The following is a 21,682-nucleotide window of genomic DNA, read 5'->3' as shown; positions in this document are numbered from 1 at the left end:
CTTCTCTTCCATTTCGCGGTCTAAGGGGCATCCTTTGGCGGATTGGGAGTGCGGGATGGCGAGAGCGAGAAGGTCGCTGGACATCACGGGCGAGGAGCGCGAGCAACTGGACGCGATTGCGGCGTCACGCAGTTTGCCGGCGGCGCTGGTCCGTCGGGCAAAGATTGTGCTGTTGACCGAAGACGGGTTGAGCGATCGCGAGGCGGCGCGGCATCTGGATATTTCGCAGCCGACCGTGAGTCTTTGGCGACGTCGGTTTCGCACGGGCCGGATTGCCGGCCTGCATGATGAGATGAAACCGGGGCGACCGCGTACCCAAGACGATGATCAAGTCGCGCAGTTGCTCAACACCGTTCTGTCGACGCAGCCTGACGCGGGCACGCACTGGAGCGTACGCACGCTGGCGGATTCCACCGGCATGAGCAAGAGCACCGTGCAACGCTACTTGGCGCTGTTCGGTGTGCAACCCCACCGCTCCCAGTCATTCAAGCTGTCGAACGACCCCTTCTTCATCGAGAAGGTGCGTGACATCGTCGGCTTGTACCTGGATCCGCCGCACAACGCCATGGTCTTGTGTGTCGATGAGAAGAGCCAGTGCCAGGCGCTGGAGCGGACTCAGCCGGTACTTCCTCTGGGCCTGGGGTATGTCGAGGGCGTTACTCACGACTACGTTCGCCACGGGACGACAACCCTCTTCGCGGCGCTTGATGTGGCCACCGGCGAAGTCATGACGCAATGCAAGAAGCGCCACCGACATCAGGAATACCTGTCGTTCTTGCGGCACATCGATCAGAACGTCCCCGCCAACCTGGATATTCATCTCGTCGTCGATAACTACGCAACCCACAAGCACCCGAAGGTCAGGGCCTGGCTGGCCAAGCGCCCGCGTTACCACGTTCATTACACCCCCACCTATGCGTCCTGGCTCAACCAGGTCGAACGCTGGTTTGGGCTGATCACGCAGAAGGCCATTTGCCGCGGATCCTTCAAAAGCGTTCCAGATCTGGTCAAGCGCATTGAGAGGTACGTCGAGCACTACAACACCAACGCGCGCCCTTTCGTTTGGACCGCAACGGCGCAATCCATCATCGACAAGATCGAACGTGTTTGCAAAGTTATTAATGGGACAACACACTAGCGCAGGCCGAACTCGCGCGCCAGCGTCCGCACTTCGGGCGCGAAGCCGACGCCGTCGTCGCGCCAGCTCAGTGGCGCCGACAGATCCGCGACCGGCGCCAGCCGTGGCGCGAATCCGGGCGATGCGTAAAGGCCTGTATCGACCCCTCCGGGCGCCTCCGCCGGACCGGGATGGCAGAAGGGCGAGCGCTCTGGGCGCAGCATGTCGGCCGTGCCGCTTTCCATCGCCGGCCAGCCCAGCCAGTCGACCAGCGCGTCCAGGTGCGGCTCCGGGTCGCGCGCCAGGGCATGCCAGTCGATGCGGCGGTAGCGCGCCGGTGGCAGCGCTTCGCAGGCGCGCCGGATGGTGAGATGGATGCGCAACCAGGCGAGCTGCGGATCGAGCACGGCGCGGTCGTGCCCGGGGCCGAAGTCGTGGTAGTCGGACGGTATGAACCAGGCCTGGCGCTGCGCGTCGACCATGCGTTCGCAGTCGGGCACGGGGTGGTGCACAAGGTGGATGATGCGCGTATCCGGCAGCGCATCGAGCAGGCGTTCGAGCTCGACGATGCGCCAGACCGCGTCGGTGTCGAAGGTGACCATGGCGGCGGGCGCGAGCCGATCGGCGAGCTCGCCGGCCAGCCCCGGCAGCGGCCGGTCTTCGCGCCGGAAGAGCCAGTGGTCCGCATCGGCGATGGCCTCGGCATCCTGTCCACCGAAGCAGTGGAACGCGATCGCGCGTCGCCAGCCGTCGGTGAGCGGGGTGCTGCCGCGCTTCTCCAGCACACCCAGGGCGTGGGGCGTGGTGGCGCTGCCCAACCGCAGTGCCGGCACGAAGGCGCCCGCGGGGTGCCCGCCGAGCATGGCCCCGAGGCGTGCCGGATCGGGGCCCGGCGTGCCGAGGACGATGACCGGTTCAGGCCGCACGGTGGTCCGCTGCGGCAGCGTGCCGGCCGAGATAGATCTCGCAGCCGCCGCGCGGATTGGCGGCGTACTCCCAGCCACTCTCCCGTTCCATCGCCATCATTGGCCCGAAGACGTTGGCGGTGCCGACGAACAGGCCGTGCGGGCTGGACGCGAAGGTGCGCACCCCCCAGTTGTACTTGTTCCCGAAACCGCTGCGGGTGACCGGCTCCCAGCGCAGGCCATCGGGCGAGCGCCACAGCCCGAAGCCGCCGAAATGGCGGTTGACCTGCTCGGTTCCCCAGCGGTGCAGCTGCACCAGGGTATCCTCGGGCCAGACGTGCGTGGGCAGGTAAGGCAGCATGTTGGCCCAGTTGAGCGTGCCCATGTAGAGCCAGCCGTCGTGCACGCACATGCGCCAGAAGTAGCCGGTGAACAGGTTGTCGAAGCCCGGCGAGTAGCCCGAGAGCGGCACCTTGGCGCCCTCCGGCGTGATGCGGGCATTGCCGATGAGCAGTTCCCAGCTGTCGTCCGGCCAGACGCGGATCAACTCCGACGCCGCCGGGCCGATGTCGAAGCGGCGGTGGTAGCCGCCGTTGGCAACGCCGCTGCAGACGTAGAGCGCGCCGTTGAAGGCGCACATGGCGCCCAGTACCTCGTTGTGGACGCCGCGATAGGCACCGCGCTGCAGCACCCGCTTCCAGCGATAGGGCGGTCCGCCCTCACCGTCGGTCTTCCAGAGCTCGAAACCGGTGAAGGGGTTGACCGTTCCGGCGTACAGATGATCGTTGAAGGTGCCCATCTCGAACACCGTTACGTTCGCCAGGTTGCCGAAACCGTCCTCGCTGGCGGCGTGCCATTCGCCCGACCGAAGATCGTCGGCGGCGTAGATCACGGAGGTGCTGCTGACGCTCTCCTGTGCCTGAGCCGTGATCCCGGGATTGGAACCGGTGGGGGTCGTGTGCAGGCGCCCCTTGAAGGGCTGCAGCGTCCGGAACGAGCGGACCGATTCATCCCACGGCGGCCGCGGAACCGAATGGAACGTTTCGCCGTCCTCGCTGCGCAGGATGTCGGGCGGCTCGGTCATGATCGGCGCCCAGGTCGACACGTAGATGCAGGGATGCGGGTCGCCGGGTGCCTGGTGCACGGTCATGCCGCGGTAGCCCACGTAGCGCGGCACCAGGCGCTGGTTCCGGCCCTCCGACCAGGGGGCGCGGTATATCCGCTCCCACAGGTCCGATTCGGGGGTGTAGCGCCATATCTCGGCCCGCCGGTCGACGTCGTAGAGGTCGGCAGGGCAGTGCACCGGCCACGGCTTGAGATCGGGCAGCGGGCTGGTCGCGCCGATCATCGCGAAGGCCGCGCGCGTGGTGCCGACGAACAGGCGGCCGCGGAACCACGCCATGCTGTGCGCATAGTTGTTGTAGCCGTCCCCGAATCCGGACGGCGCGGTCAGGCGGAAATCCTCGGCCCGCAGGCCCTCCGGCTTGCTGCCGCGCAGCCTCACGGCAGCCAGGACCAGACCTGGACGGTGACGAAGCGCACCAGCGCGCGGGTGAACACGACGATGGCGGGGTAGCGCTGTCCCTCGATCTTGGCCTGACCCGTCATGCCGGGCAACACGGCGCCCCCGGTGTCGTGCAGCTCGGCGCGGACGCGGATGACGTGACCGTACTCGCTGTCCTCCGCTGCAGGGGCGATATGCGTGACCCGGCCGCCGACCGTGTCGACCGGCTGCGACCATACGCGCAGTCGCACCGGCGCGCCGATCTCGACCTCCTCGGCCGACGCTTCGGGCAGCAGGATCTCGGTGAGCAGGGTCTCGGTGTTCTCGATCTCGGCGATCAGGTCGCCCCGTTCCAGGTACATGCCGCGCGCGAACAGCAGATCGCCGGAGACGATGTGGCCGTCGATCGGTGCGCGCAGGCGCGCATCCTCGACCTGCTGCTGGTTGTACGCGAGCTGGGCACGGGCGCTCTCCAGCTCGGCCTCGAGCGCTTCGATGTTCTCGTCCCGGGTGCCGCTCTTGACCAGGGTCAGCGAGGCCTCGGCCTCTGCGAGCTCCTGCGCGCGCACCGCCGCGTTGGCGAGGGCGGCCTCGTGATCCTGCGGCGAGATGGCCTTCTGCTTGAATGCACGCTCGGCGCGCCGCGCCTCGGCCTTGGCGTAGGTGTAGCGCTCGCGCGCGGTCGCGACGCGCTGCTCGGCGGTGGCGACCTCCTCGTCGCGCGCACCGGCCTCGGCCAGCCGCAGCTGGGCCTCCAGACGTGCCACGTCGGCGCGGCTGCGCGCGACCTGGGCCTGGAAGGCCTCGTCGCCGAGCTGCACGATGACGTCGCCCTCGGTGACCGCGTCGCCCTCAGCCGCGAGGACCTCGCGCACGTCACCGGGCAGCGTCGCGCGCACCTCGGCGCGGTCGTAGGGCAGGACGGTGGCGCGGCCCGCCGGCTCGAAGCGGTACGGCCACATGGCGAGGATGGCGAGCAGCCCGATCAGCAGCCACTGCCGCGCGGAGGGCGCCTTCGGCGCGGCCCGCGCCGCGCGCAGACCGCCGCCGATGTGACCGCGCTTCGAGCGCACGCGCCGCACGCTGTTCCAGAGCAGGAACGCGAACACCGCCGCGAACACGAGAACGCCGGTGCCGCCGTACCCGCCCGCGATCCAGCGTCCCGGATAGAGCAGGATGAGAACCACCACCGCCGCGATCCACAGGAAGGAGGCGAGGCCGTACAACGCCAGCGCGCGGCCGTTGCGCACCTGCTGGGTGGCCCACGGCCGCTGGAAGCCGAACAGGCGGATGATGGCCTGCTCGCGCAGGTCGGGCATGCCGAGCCGGTGCGCCAGCCAGTGGTAGCCGTCGAGCCTGGCGAGCGGGTTGAGCCGCAGCAGCAGCACGATGAGGCTGACCACGGTCAGCCCGAGGAAGATGACCGGCAGATAGGTGGCGCCGCCATGCGTCAGGAACCAGCCCAGCATCGCCCCGAGCAGCAGCCACAGCACGGCCAGCGGTGCGGACAGGATGACCCGTACCCGGTCCTTCCGGTCGACCCGCTCCGCCGGGCCCTCGGTACTGGTGTAGAGCGAGGGCACGATGCCGCCGACGAGGCGGATGCCGAAGCCGGGCCATTCCCCGCTCGCGCGGCGGATGGTGGAGGCGCGAGCGCATTGCGTCAGCACGTTGACGAGCACCGCAGCGGTGAGCGCGTTGATCAGGAGCCTGAGCGGCTGTGCCAGCTCCAGCGCATCGCGCGCGGCATCCCAGCGGTTGGTCCACAGCCCCCAGAGCCCGCCGACGGCGAGCAGCGCCATGAGCAGGGGCAGCAGCGGAATCCACAGGGGCCAGCTCAGCAGATGGCCGAGGCTGCCGGCGATGCGCGCGGGCAGGGATACCGCCAGTCCGACACCCTCGCCACGATGGCTCGCCTGGCTGCCGCCGACACCGCCCACTCGGCCGTAGCCGGAGAGCGTGCCGGGCATGGTGGACGAGGGCACCGCCTCGGCGTCGCGCTCGTCGGCATCCCAGGCCGACGCGTGCTCGCGCCGGGTCTGCGGCGGTACCGGGAGGGGCTCCTCGGTGCCCGGTTCCAGGAGACCGGCGATGGACAGCTCGTTGGCGAAGGCCTCCAGCTCGCCGGTACTGACCTCGCGCGCCAGTCGCGTGGTTGCCGACTCGCGGCGCTGGGCGGCGTCCTGATAGCCGTCGAAGCACTCCGCGACCTGCAGCTCCCAGGGCTCGAGGCGGAAGCTGCGTCCGCGTTCCGGGACGTACACCCGGACGAACGGACCCTCGGCATCGTGACCACGATCGGCAACGGTGCCGGTGAAGCGGCGGAAACGCGGCTTGTCCATGCCTATTGAAGCGTCCGGTTGAGATTCTCGAGGTCGGTCACCGTGACCACACCGGCGGCTTCGCGCAGGCGCAGGAGACCGAGAAGATAGTTGTAGCGTGCGCGCGAGAGGTCGCGCTCGGCGCTGAAGCGTGCGCGCACGGCACCGAGGTAGTCGGCGGCGGTACGCGAGCCGACCTCGAAGGCGACCTGCGCCGAGGCTTCGGCGGAGCGCGCCGAGTCGACCGCGCGCACCAGGGCGTTCGCGCGGGAGTGCGCGCTCCGGGCATTGAGGAAGGCGGTGCGGGTGGCGAGACGCGCGTTGGAGCGCGCACCGTCGGTGGTGTGGGCCTGCGATTCGGCGCGCGCCTGCGCCTGCCGGACGCGGGAGCTGATCATCCCGCCTTCGTAGAGCGGAATGGTGAGCATCAGGCCGATGCGCGAATCCTCGTCCTCGCGCTCTCCGGTGACGCCGTCATCGGCGTCGAAGTAGAGGTGCGAGCCCACCAGGTCCAGGGTCGGCAGCCGCGCCGACCGGGCAATGGTCGTGTCCAGTTCGGCCAGTCGAAGGCCCACCGTGGCGGCGAGCAGGTCGAGATTGTGCTGGTCCGCCCTGGCGAGCCAGCTCTGCAGGTTCTCGTTCTCCATAGGCGGCAGATTCGCGTCCTCGGGAAGCGCGGCGATGCGCTCGATGCTGCGGCCGGTCAGCAGCTCCAGTCGCGTCTGCGCGATCTCCACCGTGTTCTCGGCGGCGATCTCTTCGGCGAGGACGCTGTCGCGCTGCGCCTCCACGGCCTGAAGATCGGTTTCGGCGATGAGACCGGAATCGAAGCGGCCCTGCGTCTGCTCGTACTGCCGCTCGATGGCGGCCTTCTCGGCACGGATGAGGGTGAGATCGTCCTGCGCCGACAGCATGCCGAAGTAGGCCTCGGCGGAGCGCACCATGAGATCGTGCCGTGCGGCGGTGAGGCGCAGTCGCGCACGACTGACCTCCAGCTCGGCGCGATCGAGTCCGAGCAGCAGCTCGCGGCGGTAGATCGGCTGCAGCAGCGACGCGCCGTAGGCGTAGCGGTTGTAGATGTCGTCGCGCTCGACGTCCTGCACGCCGTAGAAGTTGCCGTCGATGGATCTGCGGATGCGGTTGTACTGTCCCTCGAGGCTCAGGCGCGGGAGCAGGCGGGCAAGGGCCTGCGGCTTGGCCTCGGCGGTGGCGCGATACTCGTCCAGCGCGGCCTGATAGCGGTGATTGTTGTCCAGCGCGGCACGGTAGACCACGCGCAGATCGTTGGGCGCGCCGTCGGCGTTGATCTGGGCTGCGAGCGGTCCGGCCAGAGCTGCCAGCAGGAAACCGGACAGGAGGCAGCCGCCACGCATGGCGGCTCGCGGGTGAATCCGCATCGTGGAACCGGGGGAACTTGGAAAGCTACGAGTTGACGGGATTCGCGGGAGGCTGTCAACCCGCTGAACTATCGGAAAAAAGATATGCGCGTGTCAGTGGAATGCGGGCCTGGTCGCGGGTGAGCTGAAGATGGAACACCTCCAGACCGCCCCAGCGGAAGGTGCCCTCCGACGCCTGCAGGTAGAAGCGCCACATCCGGCAGAAGCGTTCTCCCATGATGCGCGCGATCTCGGCCCGGTTGTCCTGGAAGCGCCGGTGCCAGTGGGCGAGGGTCTCGGCGTAGTGCAGACGCAGCACCTCGAAGTCGGTCATCACCAGCCCGCTTCGTTCCACGGCGGGCATGACCTCGGAGGCGGCGGGGATGTAGCCGCCCGGGAAGATGTACTTGCGGATCCACGGGCTGCCCTCGTCGGGCCGGTGCGCACTGCCGATGGTGTGCAGCAGCGCCACGCCGTCGGGTGCCAGAAGCTCGCGCACGCGCGCGAAGAAGGTGTTGTACTGCGGTCGTCCGACATGCTCGAACATGCCGATGCTGACGACGGCATCGAAGGTGCCGCGGGTCCTGCGGTAGTCCTCCAGCCGGAAGGTGACCCGGTCCTCCATGCCGGCTTCGCGCGCCCGCTGCTGAGCGACCTCGAGCTGACGCTCCGAGAGCGTGATGCCGGTGACGTGGACATCGTGGTTGCGGGCCAGGAACAGCGCGTTGCTGCCCCAGCCGCATCCGATGTCGAGCACGTGCGCGCCCGGCCGAAGGTCGAGCTTGCGCGCGATCAGGGCGCACTTGGCTTCCTGCGCGGCCTCCAGCGACATGTCCGGGTCGGGGAAGTAGGCGCAGGAATAGTGCAGTTCGCGGTCCAGGAAGAGGCGGTAGACCGGCGTATCGATGTCGTAGTGATGGCTGATGTTGCGGCGCGCGCTTATCGCCGTGTTGAGCTCGCCGAGGCGCGCGCGCACGATCCGGAGCTGGCGGCTGGCGCTGGACAGCAGGCCGTTGGCGTTGCGGATGGCCACCTCGATGACCGGCAGCAGCTCGTCGTTCTCGGGTTCCCACAGGCCGTCGACATAGGCTTCCGGAAAGCGCATCCGCGGGTCCTTGAGTACCCAGCGGAGCGCCGCTTCCGATGCAAAGCGGATCCGGGCCCGCGGCGCGCCGCGGCCGATGGTGACGGACTTGCCGTCGGGGAGATCAATATCCAGGCTGCCGGCCGTGAGCTTGCGCGACAGCCATCCCAGAACGAGCGGCGTCATGCGGTTGATTCCCTGTGACCCGGGAAAAAGCTAGCGCCGTACCGGCGTGCTTGCAAGCGTCGCCCGTGGCCCGCGGCACGCGCCGCGGCGGGTGCTCAGACGTTGAAGCGGAAGTGCATGACGTCGCCTTCGGCGACGTGATAGTCCTTGCCCTCGAGCCGCCAGCGGCCGGCATCCTTGGCGCCGGCCTCTCCGCGATGCGCGACGAAATCGTCGTAGGCGACCACTTCCGCGCGGATGAAGCCCTTCTCGAAGTCGCTGTGGATCACGCCGGCGGCCTGCGGCGCGCTGGCACCCCGCCGGAAGGTCCAGGCGCGGACCTCGGTCTCGCCGGCGGTGAAGAAGGTCTGCAGGCCGAGCAGCTCGTACGCGCCGCGAATGACGCGGTCCAGCCCCGGTTCCTCGAGCCCGAGGTCGGCGAGGAATTCCGCGCGATCGTCGTCGTCGAGCTGGGAGAGCTCGGCCTCGATGCCGGCGCATACCGGTGTGACCACCGCACCCTCGGCCGCGGCATGGTCCCGCACGCGCGCGAGCAGCTCGCTCTCGTCGTGGAGGCCGGCCTCGTCGACGTTGGCGATGTACATCAGCGGCTTCGCCGTGATCAGGAAGAGCTCGCGGAGCCACGGTCGCTCGGTGTCGTCGACGGCGAGCGTGCGTACTGGATGGCCGGCGTCGAGGTGGTCGCGCACGCGGGTGAGCAGGTCGGCCTTGGCGCGGGCGGTCTTGTCGCCCGACCGGGCCACCTTGACCACGCGGTCGAGGGCGCGGGTCACGGTGTCGAGGTCAGCGAGCGCCAGCTCGGTGCTGATCACCTCGATGTCGCGGATGGGATCGACCGAGCCCGAGACATGGATGATGTCGTCGTTCTCGAAGCAGCGCACGACGTGCGCGATGGCGTCGGTCTCGCGGATATGCCCGAGGAACTGGTTGCCGAGCCCTTCGCCCTGGCTGGCACCGGCAACCAGGCCGGCGATGTCCACGAACTCGACGGTGGTCGGGACGACCTTCTGCGGGCGCACGATGTCGGCAAGCGCCTGCAGCCGCGGATCGGGCACCGTCACCACGCCCACGTTCGGATCGATGGTGCAGAAGGGGTAGTTCTCCGCGTCAATGGCGGCGCGGGTGAGGGCGTTGAAGAGCGTGGACTTGCCGACGTTCGGCAGGCCGACGATGCCGCAGCGGATGGCCATGCGGGTTCCCTAGATGCGTGCCGGGTCGGTGTGGAGCTGCGTGCAGGCCCGGTCCCAGCCCTGGCTGAGCAGCGTGTCCAGTGCCTCGGCCGCGCGCACCAGAGCGTCGCCGATGGCGCGCGACTGTTCCGGAGTCGGCTTGGCGAGGACGTAGTTCATCACTTCCTGCTGTTGGCCGGGGTGGCCGATGCCCACGCGCAGGCGCAGATAGTCGGGACCGCCCAGGTGACGATGGATGTCGCGCAGGCCGTTGTGCCCGCCATGACCGCCGCCGCGCTTGAGGCGCGCGGCGCCGGCCGGGAGGTCGAGATCGTCGTGCACCACGAGGATCTCATGCGGCGCGATCTTGTAGAAATCGGCCAGCGCGCGGACCGACTGCCCGCTGCGGTTCATGAATGTGGCCGGCTTGAGCAGCCATATGTCCTGGCCGTCCGCCTGCAGACGCGCGGTCTCACCGGAGAATCGTGTCTCCTTCTTCCAAGGTGCGCCGACATGCTGCGCGAGCGCGTCGACGAACCAGAATCCCGCGTTGTGGCGTGTGGCCAGGTAGCCGGCCCCGGGGTTGCCGAGGCCGGCGATCAGACGAATGGGCTGCGTCATGCCGATGCAGTCCGGACCGGATCAGTCCTCGCTGTCCTCGTCCTTGGTCTCGTCCTCGGAAGCGTCTTCGCCCTCCGGCGTCTCGCCCTCGGCTTCCTCGTCCTCGTCCTTCATCTTGCGCGGAACGTGAATCGAGGCCACTGCCGAGTCGTGCTCGTGCTTGAGGTCGTAGAGCTCGACCCCCTTGGGCAGCACGAGATCGGAGAGGTGCACGGTCTCGTCGACATCGAGCTTGGAGACGTCGACCTCGATGTACTCCGGCAGGTCACCCGGGAGACACTCGACCTCGACGTCGTTGAGCAGATGCTCGAGCACGCCGCCGCCGGTCTTCACGCCGGGCGCGGTTTCCTCGCCCTCGAAGTGCAGCGGGACGCGCACGCGGATGGCATGGTCGGCCTGGACGCGCTGGAAGTCGGCGTGCAGCACCTGCTGACGGGCCGGATGACGCTGCACGGCCTTGATGACCACCTGCTCCTTCTTGCCGTCCACGTCCAGCGTGAGGATGTGGGAATAGAAGGCCTCGTAGCCCATCTGCCGATAGATTTCCTTGTGCTCGACAAGGATGGACTGGGGCGGCTTCTCGCCGCCGTACACGATGGCGGGCGTCCAGCCGGTCTTGCGCAGACGGCGGCTCGCACCCGTTCCTTGCGCATCACGCGACTTCGCCACCACGACGAATTCGTCACTCATGGTTTGGCTCCAAAAGGGGAAGAGGCCCTGACGGCCCGCGACCAGGCCACCAGGGGGCGCGCAGTGTAGAGGAAGCGCCGGTGACACGCCACTGCGCGCGGGTCCGCGGGGCCCGCGCAGTGGAGCGCTAGTCGGAGTACAGCGAGGAGACCGACTCCTCCGCCGAGACGCGCCGGATGGCCTCGGCCAGCAGCGCGCCGATGGAGAGCTGTCGGATCTTGCCGCTGGCGGCGGCGCGCGTGCCGAGCGGGATCGAGTCGGTGACCACCAGCTCGTCGATGGTGGAATTGCTGATGTTGTCCACCGCGGCGCCGGACAGCACCGGATGCGTGACATAGGCCACCACGCGGAGGGCGCCGGCCTCCTTGAGGGCGTCGGCGGCCTTGGCAAGCGTGCCGGCGGTGTCGACCAGGTCATCGACCATGACGCAGGTCTTGCCGCGGACGTCGCCGATGATGTTCATGACCTGCGATTCGTTGGCACGCGGACGGCGCTTGTCGATGATCGCGAGGTCGGCGTCGTCGAGCCGCTTCGCCACCGCCCGCGCACGCACCACGCCCCCGACATCGGGCGACACGACGACCACGTTGTCGTACTTCTGTCGCCAGATGTCGCCGAGCAGCACCGGCGAGGCATAGACATTGTCCACCGGGCAGTCGAAGAAGCCCTGGATCTGGTCGGCGTGCAGGTCGACCGTCAGCACGCGATCCGCGCCGGCGGTGGTGATGATGTCGGCGCAGACCTTGGCCGAGATCGGCACGCGCGTCGAGCGCGGGCGGCGATCCTGCCGCGCGTAGCCGAAGTAGGGGATGACGGCGGTGATGCGGCCGGCGCTGGCGCGCTTGATGGCGTCGCACATCATCACCAGCTCCATCAGGTTGTCATTGGTCGGCGCGCAGGTCGGCTGGACGATGAAGACATCGCGACCGCGCACGTTGTCGTGGATCTCGACGCTGATCTCGCCGTCCGAGAAATTGGCCACCGTCGCGCCGGCGAGCGGCAGCTTGAGGTGTGCGGCGACATCCTTGGCAAGCGCCTTGTTGGCGTTGCCGGAGAAGATCATCAACTGGCCGTCGGTCATGCCTGGTGGATTGTCCGTGCGTTGTGCGGAAGGGCCGACGCCATCGCGCGGATCGCGCAATCGGAAAGGCCGCGCGCACGCGCGGCCAGTTCGTCGGATGGTTGGGGCGGATGGATTCGAACCATCGCATCACGGGATCAAAACCCGTTGCCTTACCGCTTGGCTACGCCCCATCGGAATGTCATTGCCGCGTCATTATCGCCCGACAGGGGGTGGGCTTGCCAGACGCAGCGGTGAACGGTTGGTGGCGCGGACCACCAGCGTGCGCGCCCCGGCCGGCATCCGCGACTGGGCGATGCGCGCGGCGGCGCGCTCGTGGAATGTCGCGTAGCAGGCGCTGCCGGTGCCGCTCATCGCGACCGGAACGCCTTCGCAGGCCCCCGCGAGTGCCTTCATGGCGTGGTCGACCTCGGGTGCGAGTCGTCGCGCCACCGGCTCGAAGACGTTGCCGCACCGGCCGGACGTGAAGTCGGCCATGGTCACCGGGGGGCAGTCGCGGCGCAGTGCCGGATCGCGGAATGCGGCGGCGGTCGCCACACCGGCTCCCGGCAGCGCCAGCAGCAGCCAGGGTTCGTCGGGCGTCTCGTCTCGCAGCACCTCGCCGACGCCTTCTGCCCAGCAGGCATGGCCGTGCACGAACACCGGAATGTCCGCGCCGAGCGCAAGGCCGAGTGTGGCGAGCTCGGGCGACGACAGGTTGCAGCCCCACATCGTGTTGAGTGCCACCAGCACGGTCGCGGCATTGCTCGATCCGCCGCCCAGCCCGCTGCCGGCCGGTATGCGCTTGTGGATGGTGATATCGGCACCGAGCCGCGCCCCGGTGGCGTCGCGCAGGGCGCGCGCCGCGCGCTGCGCGAGATCGGCCTCGGGCGGCACGCCGGGCGGCGCTCCCCGGCCGGAGATGACGCCGTCGTCGCGCGGCGCGATGGTCAGCTCATCGCCCCACTCGAGGAACTGGAAGAGCGTCTGCAGGCGGTGGTAGCCGTCGTCGCGGCGTCCGGTGATGTGGAGGAAGCGGTTGATCTTGGCGGGCGCCGGCCATCGCGCCGCTCCGAAGGCACCATCGGCGAGATCGTCGCTCACGGTGCGCCGCGCGTCACGCGCTGCCAGCGATCGACGCGGAGCAGTACATCGAGATCGTCATCGCCGGACAGGCGCATGCGCGCGGGCAGGGCGGTGCCGTCGACGTCGGTGTAGTCGATGAACGCGATGGTCCAGCCGCCCTGGGTCAGTTCGGCCAGACGCCCGTCGGCATTGAAGGAATAGCTCGCGGCCGTGCCCGGCATGGGCAGCCCGATTGCCCAGTAGCGCAGCCCGCCGATCGGCAGCTGCCAGCCGAGATTGCGCTGCATCCAGGGGCCGGGGGCGTCCGTCTCGATGGTGCCCTCGCCGGTGCGGATGCGGACCGCGGAAGGGGTTCCGGAAAGCGCCACCGCACCCGAGCCGAAGGGACCGCTGGCGCGCGCCGAGAAGCGCTCGCCGTCCTGTCGCCAATGCAGCTGGGCGCTCGCGATGCTGCCGGTGCTGAGGCGGCCGCTGAGCGTGAAGGCGGCGACGTCGGCGATCGCGGCACGGTGCTGGAGCCATTGCGCGCTGCGGTCGGCATCCGGACGGACCGCCACCGGAGCCGGCGGCGCGCAGGCCGTGACCAGCGCGAGGGCGGCGACGGCGGGCAGCAGCCGGAGCCGGTTCACGGGGTCAGGCGCTCGACGGTCTCGCGCAGCGTGGGATGATCGGGATGCTCGGCAAGTGCCTCGTCCCATACCGAACGGGCGCGCTCGCGCCTGCCGAGGGTCCACAGCACCTCGCCGAGGTGTGCGGCCACTTCCGGGTCCGGATAGTCGCCGTGCGCGCGTTCGAGATAGGTCAGCGCCTCTTCGGCGTGGCCCTGCTTGAACAGCACCCAGCCCATGCTGTCGATGATGGCCGGATCCTCGGGCGACAGTTCCAGGGCGCGGCGGATGTAGTCCTCGGCTTCCTCGAGCCGTTCGCCGCTGACCGCCAGCATGTAGCCCAGCGCGTTCAATGCGGCTGCGTTGTCGGGGTTGTCGTCGATGATCGCGCGGAGCTCCGCTTCCGCGGCATCGGGCGCGCCGTCCTGCTCGAGCGCGAGCGCATAGGTGTAGCGCATCTGGGTGTCGCGCGGGTAGGCCGCCACGCCGCTTTCGAGCAGGTCGACGGCGGCCGAGAAGGCGCGCTCGCGCACCAGCAGCTCGCCCTCGGCGCGCAGCAGCCGGGCCGCGAGCCCGGGATTCTCCTCGCGGAGCCGCTCAAGGCGCTTGCGCGCCTCGGCGATGCGCCCGGCTTCGGCGTCGATGCGCGACAGGCGCAGCCCCGCGCGCAGTGATTCCCCGGCGTCGGCGGCGCGCCGGTACCAGTCCGCTGCGGTGGCCGGATCGGCCCGGTCCTCGGCGAGCATGCCGAGCTGCAGCGCCGCCTCGGCACGATCGCCGTCCTCGCTCTGCCAGACCCGCTCGAGCGCGTCGCGCGCCGCCGGGTCATCGCCCTGTTCGCGCGCCACGGTGCCGAGCGCGAGCAGGGCGTCGCGATCATCCGGGCGCGACTCGAGGAGCACGCGGAGCTGCTCGCGCGCGGCAGCCGGTGCGCCTGACTGCCGCAGAAGCTCGGCGAAGCTCCTGCGGATGGCGAGGGGCTCCTGTGCATCGGACAGGCGCGACTCGACCGCCTCGACGGCGTCCTCGACGCGGCCTGCGCGCAGCAGTGCCCCGGCCAGCAGCAGCAGTTTCTGGTCGCCCAGCGCCTCGTCGGTCTGGTCCAGCGCGCGTTCCGATGCCGCGGCGGCTTCGTCGAAGGATTCGAAGGAGAACGCCAGCAGGCCGAGGGCGTATTCGGCGTCCGAACGCTCGGCCGGGGTGACGGCGTACTGCTCGACGGCCTCGCGGACGAGCGACAGCGCCAGGTCGCGGTTGGACTCGATGTCGCTCAGCGCGCGCGCCATTGCCTGAAAGACCGTGTCGGGTCCCTCGTGCGTCTCGACGAGACGCCCCAGGTGGCCGCGGGCGGCCTCGGCGTCCCCGGCCTTCACCGCCAGACGGAGCAGCAGGCCGTGGCTCTCGGGAGTCGACTCGCCGGAGGTCTTCCACAGGCGGCCGAGTTCGAGTGCGAGATCGTCGCGGCCGGCGGCCAGTGCCTCGCGGATGCCGTGGCGGGCGATGGTGGGATGGTTGTAGATCGCGGCCGCGTCGCGCAGGGCCAGTGCCGCGGTCTCGTGCTGTCCGCGGGCGCCGGCGATCTCGCCGAGCAGGACCTTGCGGTAGAAGCGGCTCTGTGTGCTCTCGGCGGTGTCCTGCCGCTCTGCGACGGGGGCGCGCAGCACGTCGCTGAGCAGTTCGCCCTCGTCATCGGCGGGTGTCGGTGGCGTCGCGTCGCGCGCGCCGGGAAGGCTCGCGCAGCCCGCGAGGAGCAGCACGGCGGGGCCCGGCAGCCAGCTGGCGGCCCTGACGCGTCGATGGGAGCGGCGTACGCTTTGCATGCCCGGAGGATACCGGAGAAGCTGCGCGGCACGCGCCGGTGCATGGCACGGCACTGCGACGGCGGCGGACAGTTGAGCGGTCCGCTTCAGTGCCGGACAATACGCGCTCTCAGCAGGAATCGCCATGGCCCTGATCGCGCTCGGTTTGAGCCATCACAACGCCCCGGTGGAAGTGCGCTCGCAGCTCGCCTTCACCGAGTTCGAGGCACCGGACGCGCTGGCGCGTCTCCGGGCACGCGAGGGCGTGCGCGAGGCGGCCCTGCTGTCGACCTGCAATCGCACCGAGGTGCTGGGCGTGCTCGACGCCAGCGCCGAGGACATCGTTCCGGAATGGTGGGCGGCCGAGCGCGGCGTGCGTCCCGAAGATGTGCGGAGCCATCTGCGCGTGCACCGGGATCTCGCTGCCATCCGGCACAGTCTGCGGGTGGCATCCGGTCTCGATTCGCTGGTCATCGGCGAGCCGCAGATACTCGGACAGATGAAGCAGGCCTACGCCATGGCCGAGGAGACCGCGACCACCGGGCCCATCCTGTCGCGCCTGTTCCAGCACGCCTTCGCAGTGGCCAAGTTGGTGCGCAGCCAGACCGAGATCGGCGCGCACCCGGTGTCGGTGGCCTACGCGGCGGTGCAGATGGCCAAGCGCATCTTCACCGATCTCAGCGAGCAGACCGCGGTGCTGATCGGTGCCGGCGAAACCATGCAGCTGATCGCGCGGCATCTGCGCGCGCAGGGCGTGACGCGCATCATCGTGGCGAACCGCACCATCGCCAGGGCCGAGCATCTGGCGCGCGACGTGCACGGCTATGCCATCGCGCTGGCCGATCTGCCGGAGCGTCTGTCCGACGCCGATCTGCTGGTGGCCAGCACCGCCAGCCGCGATCCGGTGGTGGGGATCGACGCGGTGCGTCACGCGCTGCCGCGCCGTCGCCACAAGCCGATGTGCATGATCGATCTCGCCGTGCCGCGCGATATCGACGCCCGCGTGGCCGGTCTGGACGACGTCTTCCTCTACACCGTCGACGACCTGCGCCAGATCATCGCCCGCAACATGGACCTGCGCCAGCAGGCGGCCGAGCAGGCCGAAGCACTGGTCGCCGACCGCGCCGACGCTTTCAACCATTGGCTCGAATCGCGCGAGGTCGCCGGCACCATCCGCGCGCTGCGCGCCAGCAGCGCCGAGCAGCGCGACGATGTACTGGCGCGCGCCCGGCGCCGCCTGGCGGCCGGCGAGGATCCGGAGGCGGTGCTCGAGTACGCCACGCGCATGCTGGCCAACCGCCTCGCGCACGCCCCGTCGCGCGCGCTGCGCACGGCCGATCCGGTCGAGCAGGCGCTTCTCAAGTCGGCGGCGCGTAAACTCTTCGACCTTTCCGAAGACTAGCCTTCCGGCCGGGGCGCTCAGCGCCGACCGGCCCCGACTGCATGAGCCCGAATCTCCTCGACAAGATCCGTCGTCTCGCCGACCGCCGCGAAGAGGTCGCCGCCGAGCTGTCCGACCCGACCGTCGCCGAGGACGCGCAGCGCTTCGCGCGCCTCGGGCAGGAGTACGCGCGCCTGGAGAGCCTGTCGGAGCACTACGCCGAATGGCTGCAGCTGGGCGAGGAGGCCGACAACCTGCAGTCGCTGCTCGACGACCCCGAGATGGGCGAGATGGCGCGCGAGGAGCTGGATGCCGCGCGCGACCGACGCCAGGCCGTCGAGCAGGAACTGCTCGGCTTCCTGGTGCCGCCCGACGCGCGCGACGCGGCCAACGTCTTCCTCGAGATCCGCGCCGGCACCGGCGGCGACGAGGCGGCGCTGTTCGCCGGCGATCTCTACCGCATGTACGCGCGCTACGCCGAGGCGCAGGGGTGGCAGGTCGAGATCCTGTCGGCCAGCGAGGGCGAGCACGGCGGCTACAAGGAGATCATCGCGCGGGTGGCCGGCGCCGGCGTGTTCGCGCGCCTGAAGTTCGAGTCCGGCGGCCACCGCGTCCAGCGCGTGCCCGAGACCGAGGCCGGCGGCCGCATCCACACCTCCGCCGCAACGGTGGCGGTGATGCCCGAGCGCGAGGAGATGGAGGCCATCGAGATCAACGCCAACGATCTGCGCGTGGATACCTATCGCTCGTCCGGCGCGGGCGGCCAGCACGTCAACAAGACCGATTCCGCCGTGCGTCTCACGCATCTGCCCACCGGCATTGTCGTCGAGTGCCAGCAGGAACGCAGCCAGCACAAGAACCGCGCCCGCGCCATGGCACTGCTGCAGGCGCGCCTGGAGGAGGCCGAGCAGTCCCGCCGCGATGCCAGCGAGGCCGCCACCCGTCGCAAGCTCGTCGGCAGCGGCGATCGCTCGGAGCGCATCCGTACCTACAACTTCCCGCAGGGGCGGGTGACCGACCACCGCATCAATCTCACGCTCTACCAGCTGGAGCGCGTCATCGCCGGCGATCTCGATCAGGTCATCGAACCGCTGCGCACCGAGCACCAGGCCGATCAGCTCGCCGCGCTCGCGGACAGCGACGGCGCATGATGGGCGACGGCCCTAGCGAAACCGTCGGCCAGCTCCTCAGGGCCGCGCGTGATCGACTGGGCGCGCGGTCGGAGAGCGCGGGACTCGACGCCGAACTGCTGCTGGCCGCCGCGCTCGGCAAGCCGCGCTCCTTCCTCTATGCCTGGCCCGATCACGTGCCCACCGCCAGCGTGCGCGAACGCTTCGATCACGCGCTGACCGACCGCCTGGAGGGGCAGCCGGTGGCCTACACGCTCGGGGTCAGGGAGTTCTTCGGCCTGGAGCTGGCGGTCTCGCCGGCGGTGCTCATTCCGCGTCCGGATACCGAGCTGCTGGTCGAGCACGCGGTCGCGCACATCGATGCGGGGCACGCGGTGGCGGATCTCGGCACTGGGAGTGGCGCGATCGCGCTGGCGGTGGCGCACGAGCGTCCCGGTGCGCGCGTGCTGGCCACCGATGCCAGCCCCGCGGCCCTGGCGGTCGCACGCGCCAACGCGCGCCGGCTCGACCTGCGCGTGGACCTGGTCGCGGGCGACTGGTGCGCGCCGCTGGCGGACGCCAGCGTCGACTGCCTGCTCTGCAATCCGCCCTACATCGCCGAGGGTGATCCACACCTCGCGGCGCTCTCGGCCGAACCCGCGTCGGCGCTGGTATCGGGCCGCGACGGGCTCGACGCGCTGCGCGCCATCGTCGCGCAGGCGCCGCGCGTGCTGCGGCCGGGCGGGCGCATCGTGCTCGAGCACGGCTTCGAGCAGGCGGCGGCGGTGCGTGCGCTGCTCGCGGAGGCCGGCTTCCGGGACATCGACAGCGAACGCGACCTCGGCGGTCACGAGCGCATCAGCTTCGGGCGGCTTCGCGACTGACGCCGCCGCAACACGATCCAGACGAGGAAACGGAGGAGATGACCGAGACCGTGACGCTGCCGCGCAGCACCGCCATCCAGCTCATGCAGCAGGCGCAGAACCGGCCCGAGGAGGAGGTCTGCGGCCTCATCGCCCGCGGCGATGACGGCTGGCGGGTCTACCCGGTGGCCAATGCTGCCGCCGATCGCACGCGTACCTTCGACATGGAGGCGCAGGCGCTGGTGCGTGCCCAGCGCGCCATGCGCGAGCGCAGCCAGACCCTGTGGGGCATCTACCACTCGCATCCGCAGGCCGCGGCCGAACCCTCGGCCGCCGACCTAGAGCAGGTGGGCTATCCGGAAGCCGTGCAGATCATCATCTCGCTGGACATCCGCGGCGTGCTGCAGCTGCGCGCCTGGCGCACGGACGGGGCGGGTGCGCGCGAGCTGCGGCTCGAGGTCCGCGACGACTGATCCGCGGACCGGCGCCGCTACAATGCAGTCCCATTTGCCGTAGAGCGCTGCCTTCCATGCGACTGTCCCGAATGCTGGTGCCGACGAGCCGCGAGACCCCGGCCGAGGCCGAGCTCGTCTCGCATCAGCTCATGCTGCGCGCCGGGCTCATCCGGCGGCTGGGCTCCGGGCTCTACACCTGGATGCCGATGGGCCTGCGCGTGCTGGCGCGCATCGAGGCCATCGTGCGCGAGGAGATGGACCGTGCCGGCGCCCAGGAAGTGCTCATGCCGTCGGTGCATCCCGCCGAGCTCTGGCAGCAGAGCGGGCGCTGGGACGCGATGGGCCCGGAGCTGCTGCGCATCAAGGATCGGCACAAGCGCGACTTCTGCTACGGCCCGACGCACGAGGAAGTGGTCACGCAGCTGGTGAAGCAGGACGTGCGCTCGTGGAAGCAGCTGCCGCTGAACCTCTACCAGATCCAGACCAAGTTCCGCGACGAGATCCGGCCGCGCTTCGGCCTCATGCGGGCGCGCGAGTTCGTCATGAAGGACGCCTACTCCTTCCACGTCGACGGCGATGACCTGGCGCGCGAGTACGCCAACATGCGCGCCGCCTACCAGCGCATCTTCGAGCGCTTGGGCGTCGACTACCGGGTGGTGCAGGCCGATACCGGCGCCATCGGCGGTACCGCGTCCGAGGAGTTCCACGTGCTGGCGAGCGCCGGCGAGGATGCGCTGGCGGTGTCCGACGGCAGCGACTACGCCGCCAACGTCGAGGCCGCGGCCTGCGGCGCACCGGGGCCGCGTCCCGACGCGGCGGCGGAATGCGCCGAAGTCGCTACGCCCGGCAAGGCCACCTGCGAGGACGTCGCCGAGCTGCTCGGGATCCCCCTGGAAACCACCATCAAGCTGCTGGTGGTGGAGGGCGCCGACGGCGGTCTGGTGGCGCTGGCGCTGCGCGGCGATCACGAGCTCAACGACGTCAAGGCCGAGAAGCATCCGAACATCGCCGCGCCCCTGAAGCTCGCCGAGCGCACCCGCATCGCGGAGGTCTTCGGCTGCGAGGCCGGTTATCTGGGCGTGCGCGGTTGCCCGATCCCGGTGATCGCCGACCATGCGGCAGCCGCGCTCGCCGATTTCGTGTGCGGTGCCAACAGGGTGGACTACCACCTCACCGGCGTGAACTGGGGACGCGACGCCGCCGAGCCGGCGGTCGCCGATCTGCGCAACATCGTCGAGGGCGATCCCAGTCCGGACGGCCGGGGCTGCATCCGGTTGCTGCGCGGCATCGAGGTGGGCCACATCTTCCAGCTCGGCGACAAGTACGCGCGCGCCATGGAGCTGAGCGTGCTGGATGCCGAGGGGGCGTCGATCACGCCGGTCATGGGCTGCTACGGCATCGGCGTGTCGCGCATCGCGGCGGCGGTCGTCGAGCAGTGCCATGACGAGCAGGGCATCCGCTGGCCGCAGAGCATCGCGCCCTTCGAGCTGCTGATCTGCCCGATCGGCATGGACCGCTCGGATGCCGTGCGAGAGGCCGCCGAGAGCCTGTACGCGGCCGCGGATGCCGCCGGCATCCGCGTGCTGCTCGATGATCGCGGCCTGCGTCCGGGCGTCATGTTCGCGGACAGCGAGCTCGTCGGCATTCCGCATCGTGTCGTCATCGGCGACAAGGCGCTGGCCGACAATGCCTTCGAGTACCGCCGCCGCACCGAGGCCGATGCCGAGCGCATCGCCGCCGACAATGCGACCGTTCTGGCGCGCGTGCGCGCTGGCTAGCGCGCTGCTCGCGCTGGTCGGCGCGCCGGCCTTCGCCGAGCGCGCCGACCAGCGCGAGGACCCGGCGCTGCGTGCCGCCCTGGCCGAGGCGGTGGCCGAGGCCGAGAGCTTCGAGCATCGCTTCGACGCCGAGGTCTGGCTGATGGACATGGCGCAGCGGCTGCGTCCGCGCATGCCCGATCGCGAGGATCGCCTGAGGCTGCTGCGTCTGGTGCATGCCGAGGCCAAGCGCGCGGACGTACCGCCCGAGCTGGTGCTGGCCGTCATCGAGGTGGAGTCCGGTTTCGAGCGCTTCGCGATCTCCAGCGCCGGTGCGCGCGGGCTCATGCAGGTCATGCCGTTCTGGCTCGACGAACTTGGACGCCCCGAGGACAACCTCTTCGACATCGCGACCAATCTGCGCTACGGCTGCACCATCCTCGCGCACTACCTGGACGTGGCCGACGGCCAGTGGTACCCGGCGCTGGCGCGCTACAACGGCAGCTTCGGGCAGGCCTGGTATCCGGATCGCGTGTTCGCGGCGCTGGAGGCGCGCTGGTACGCGCAGTGATGCCGGAAGCGGCCACTGGC

General features: G+C 69.9%; 19 protein-coding genes and 1 tRNA gene. 7 read left to right on the top strand and 13 right to left on the bottom strand.

Translation table 11 applies throughout. From position 1 onward, the window contains the following. The first annotated feature begins 55 nt into the window (after positions 1 to 55). The gene (locus KAH28_RS07390; protein WP_290575345.1) at positions 56 to 1,138 is read left to right on the top strand and encodes an IS630 family transposase; all 1,083 of its coding nucleotides are present in this window, start codon (positions 56 to 58) and stop codon (positions 1,136 to 1,138) included. On the opposite strand, the gene KAH28_RS07385 is transcribed toward KAH28_RS07390, so the two are convergent. From KAH28_RS07385 to KAH28_RS07325, 13 genes are all read right to left on the bottom strand, one after another. Then, the gene (locus KAH28_RS07385) at positions 1,135 to 2,043 is read right to left on the bottom strand and encodes a sulfotransferase (RefSeq protein WP_290575344.1); all 909 of its coding nucleotides are present in this window, start codon (positions 2,041 to 2,043) and stop codon (positions 1,135 to 1,137) included. The genes KAH28_RS07390 and KAH28_RS07385 overlap by 4 nt on opposite strands. Further along, positions 2,033 to 3,526, bottom strand: coding sequence for a hypothetical protein (locus KAH28_RS07380; protein ID WP_290575343.1), 1,494 nt, complete (start codon positions 3,524 to 3,526; stop codon positions 2,033 to 2,035). The genes KAH28_RS07385 and KAH28_RS07380 overlap by 11 nt, the downstream gene beginning before the upstream one ends. After that, positions 3,523 to 5,868: an HlyD family efflux transporter periplasmic adaptor subunit gene (locus KAH28_RS07375; RefSeq protein ID WP_290575342.1), complete on the bottom strand. Its 2,346-nt coding sequence runs from the start codon at positions 5,866 to 5,868 to the stop codon at positions 3,523 to 3,525. Before KAH28_RS07375 ends, KAH28_RS07380 begins: the two co-directional genes overlap by 4 nt. A gap of 2 nt (positions 5,869 to 5,870) precedes the next feature. Next, positions 5,871 to 7,220, bottom strand: coding sequence for a TolC family outer membrane protein (locus KAH28_RS07370; protein WP_290575341.1), 1,350 nt, complete (start codon positions 7,218 to 7,220; stop codon positions 5,871 to 5,873). A 79-nt stretch (positions 7,221 to 7,299) separates the two neighbouring features. Beyond that, entirely contained in the window at positions 7,300 to 8,493 is a 1,194-nt protein-coding gene (locus KAH28_RS07365) for a cyclopropane-fatty-acyl-phospholipid synthase family protein (RefSeq protein WP_290575340.1), read from the bottom strand. Positions 8,494 to 8,588: 95 nt separating this feature from the next. Then, positions 8,589 to 9,683 (bottom strand): redox-regulated ATPase YchF, encoded by a 1,095-nt coding sequence (gene ychF, locus KAH28_RS07360; protein ID WP_290575339.1) that lies wholly within the window; start codon positions 9,681 to 9,683, stop codon positions 8,589 to 8,591. A 9-nt stretch (positions 9,684 to 9,692) separates the two neighbouring features. After that, entirely contained in the window at positions 9,693 to 10,283 is a 591-nt protein-coding gene (gene pth / locus KAH28_RS07355) for an aminoacyl-tRNA hydrolase (protein WP_290575338.1), read from the bottom strand. Between the two features lie 21 nt (positions 10,284 to 10,304). Then, positions 10,305 to 10,973: a 50S ribosomal protein L25/general stress protein Ctc gene (locus tag KAH28_RS07350; protein ID WP_290575337.1), complete on the bottom strand. Its 669-nt coding sequence runs from the start codon at positions 10,971 to 10,973 to the stop codon at positions 10,305 to 10,307. Positions 10,974 to 11,100: 127 nt separating this feature from the next. Beyond that, complete coding sequence (locus KAH28_RS07345) at positions 11,101 to 12,054, bottom strand: ribose-phosphate diphosphokinase (protein WP_290575336.1); 954 nt, start codon at positions 12,052 to 12,054, stop codon at positions 11,101 to 11,103. A 98-nt stretch (positions 12,055 to 12,152) separates the two neighbouring features. Then, positions 12,153 to 12,227: transfer RNA gene (locus KAH28_RS07340), tRNA-Gln, on the bottom strand. A 22-nt stretch (positions 12,228 to 12,249) separates the two neighbouring features. Continuing rightward, positions 12,250 to 13,137: a 4-(cytidine 5'-diphospho)-2-C-methyl-D-erythritol kinase gene (gene ispE / locus KAH28_RS07335; protein ID WP_290575335.1), complete on the bottom strand. Its 888-nt coding sequence runs from the start codon at positions 13,135 to 13,137 to the stop codon at positions 12,250 to 12,252. Continuing rightward, positions 13,134 to 13,748, bottom strand: coding sequence for a lipoprotein insertase outer membrane protein LolB (gene lolB / locus KAH28_RS07330; protein ID WP_290575334.1), 615 nt, complete (start codon positions 13,746 to 13,748; stop codon positions 13,134 to 13,136). Before lolB ends, ispE begins: the two co-directional genes overlap by 4 nt. Further along, positions 13,745 to 15,547 carry a tetratricopeptide repeat protein gene (locus KAH28_RS07325; protein ID WP_290575333.1) on the bottom strand — a complete coding sequence of 601 codons (1,803 nt, stop codon included), beginning with the start codon at positions 15,545 to 15,547 and terminating at the stop codon, positions 13,745 to 13,747. The genes lolB and KAH28_RS07325 overlap by 4 nt, the downstream gene beginning before the upstream one ends. A gap of 124 nt (positions 15,548 to 15,671) precedes the next feature. Here KAH28_RS07325 and hemA point away from each other — a divergent pair, with 124 nt between their 5' ends. From hemA to KAH28_RS07295, 6 genes are read left to right on the top strand one after another with little or no spacing between them, the layout of a single operon-like run. Then, positions 15,672 to 16,928 carry a glutamyl-tRNA reductase gene (hemA, locus tag KAH28_RS07320; RefSeq protein ID WP_290575332.1) on the top strand — a complete coding sequence of 419 codons (1,257 nt, stop codon included), beginning with the start codon at positions 15,672 to 15,674 and terminating at the stop codon, positions 16,926 to 16,928. A 41-nt stretch (positions 16,929 to 16,969) separates the two neighbouring features. After that, positions 16,970 to 18,058 carry a peptide chain release factor 1 gene (prfA, locus tag KAH28_RS07315; protein WP_290575331.1) on the top strand — a complete coding sequence of 363 codons (1,089 nt, stop codon included), beginning with the start codon at positions 16,970 to 16,972 and terminating at the stop codon, positions 18,056 to 18,058. Then, positions 18,055 to 18,900 (top strand): peptide chain release factor N(5)-glutamine methyltransferase, encoded by an 846-nt coding sequence (gene prmC, locus KAH28_RS07310; RefSeq protein WP_290575330.1) that lies wholly within the window; start codon positions 18,055 to 18,057, stop codon positions 18,898 to 18,900. Before prfA ends, prmC begins: the two co-directional genes overlap by 4 nt. A gap of 38 nt (positions 18,901 to 18,938) precedes the next feature. Continuing rightward, on the top strand, positions 18,939 to 19,352 hold the full coding sequence (locus tag KAH28_RS07305) for a M67 family metallopeptidase (protein WP_290575329.1): 414 nt from the start codon (positions 18,939 to 18,941) through the stop codon (positions 19,350 to 19,352). A 56-nt stretch (positions 19,353 to 19,408) separates the two neighbouring features. Continuing rightward, complete coding sequence (locus tag KAH28_RS07300; RefSeq protein WP_290575328.1) at positions 19,409 to 21,112, top strand: proline--tRNA ligase; 1,704 nt, start codon at positions 19,409 to 19,411, stop codon at positions 21,110 to 21,112. Continuing rightward, on the top strand, positions 21,078 to 21,662 hold the full coding sequence (locus tag KAH28_RS07295; protein ID WP_290575327.1) for a transglycosylase SLT domain-containing protein: 585 nt from the start codon (positions 21,078 to 21,080) through the stop codon (positions 21,660 to 21,662). Before KAH28_RS07300 ends, KAH28_RS07295 begins: the two co-directional genes overlap by 35 nt. The last annotated feature ends 20 nt before the right edge of the window (positions 21,663 to 21,682 follow it).

It is taken from the genome of Algiphilus sp., from assembly GCF_023145115.1.
Lineage (GTDB): Bacteria > Pseudomonadota > Gammaproteobacteria > Nevskiales > Nevskiaceae > Algiphilus.
The sequence above is the reverse complement of the archived record's forward strand: the minus strand, read 5'-3'. Positions and strand labels throughout refer to the sequence as shown.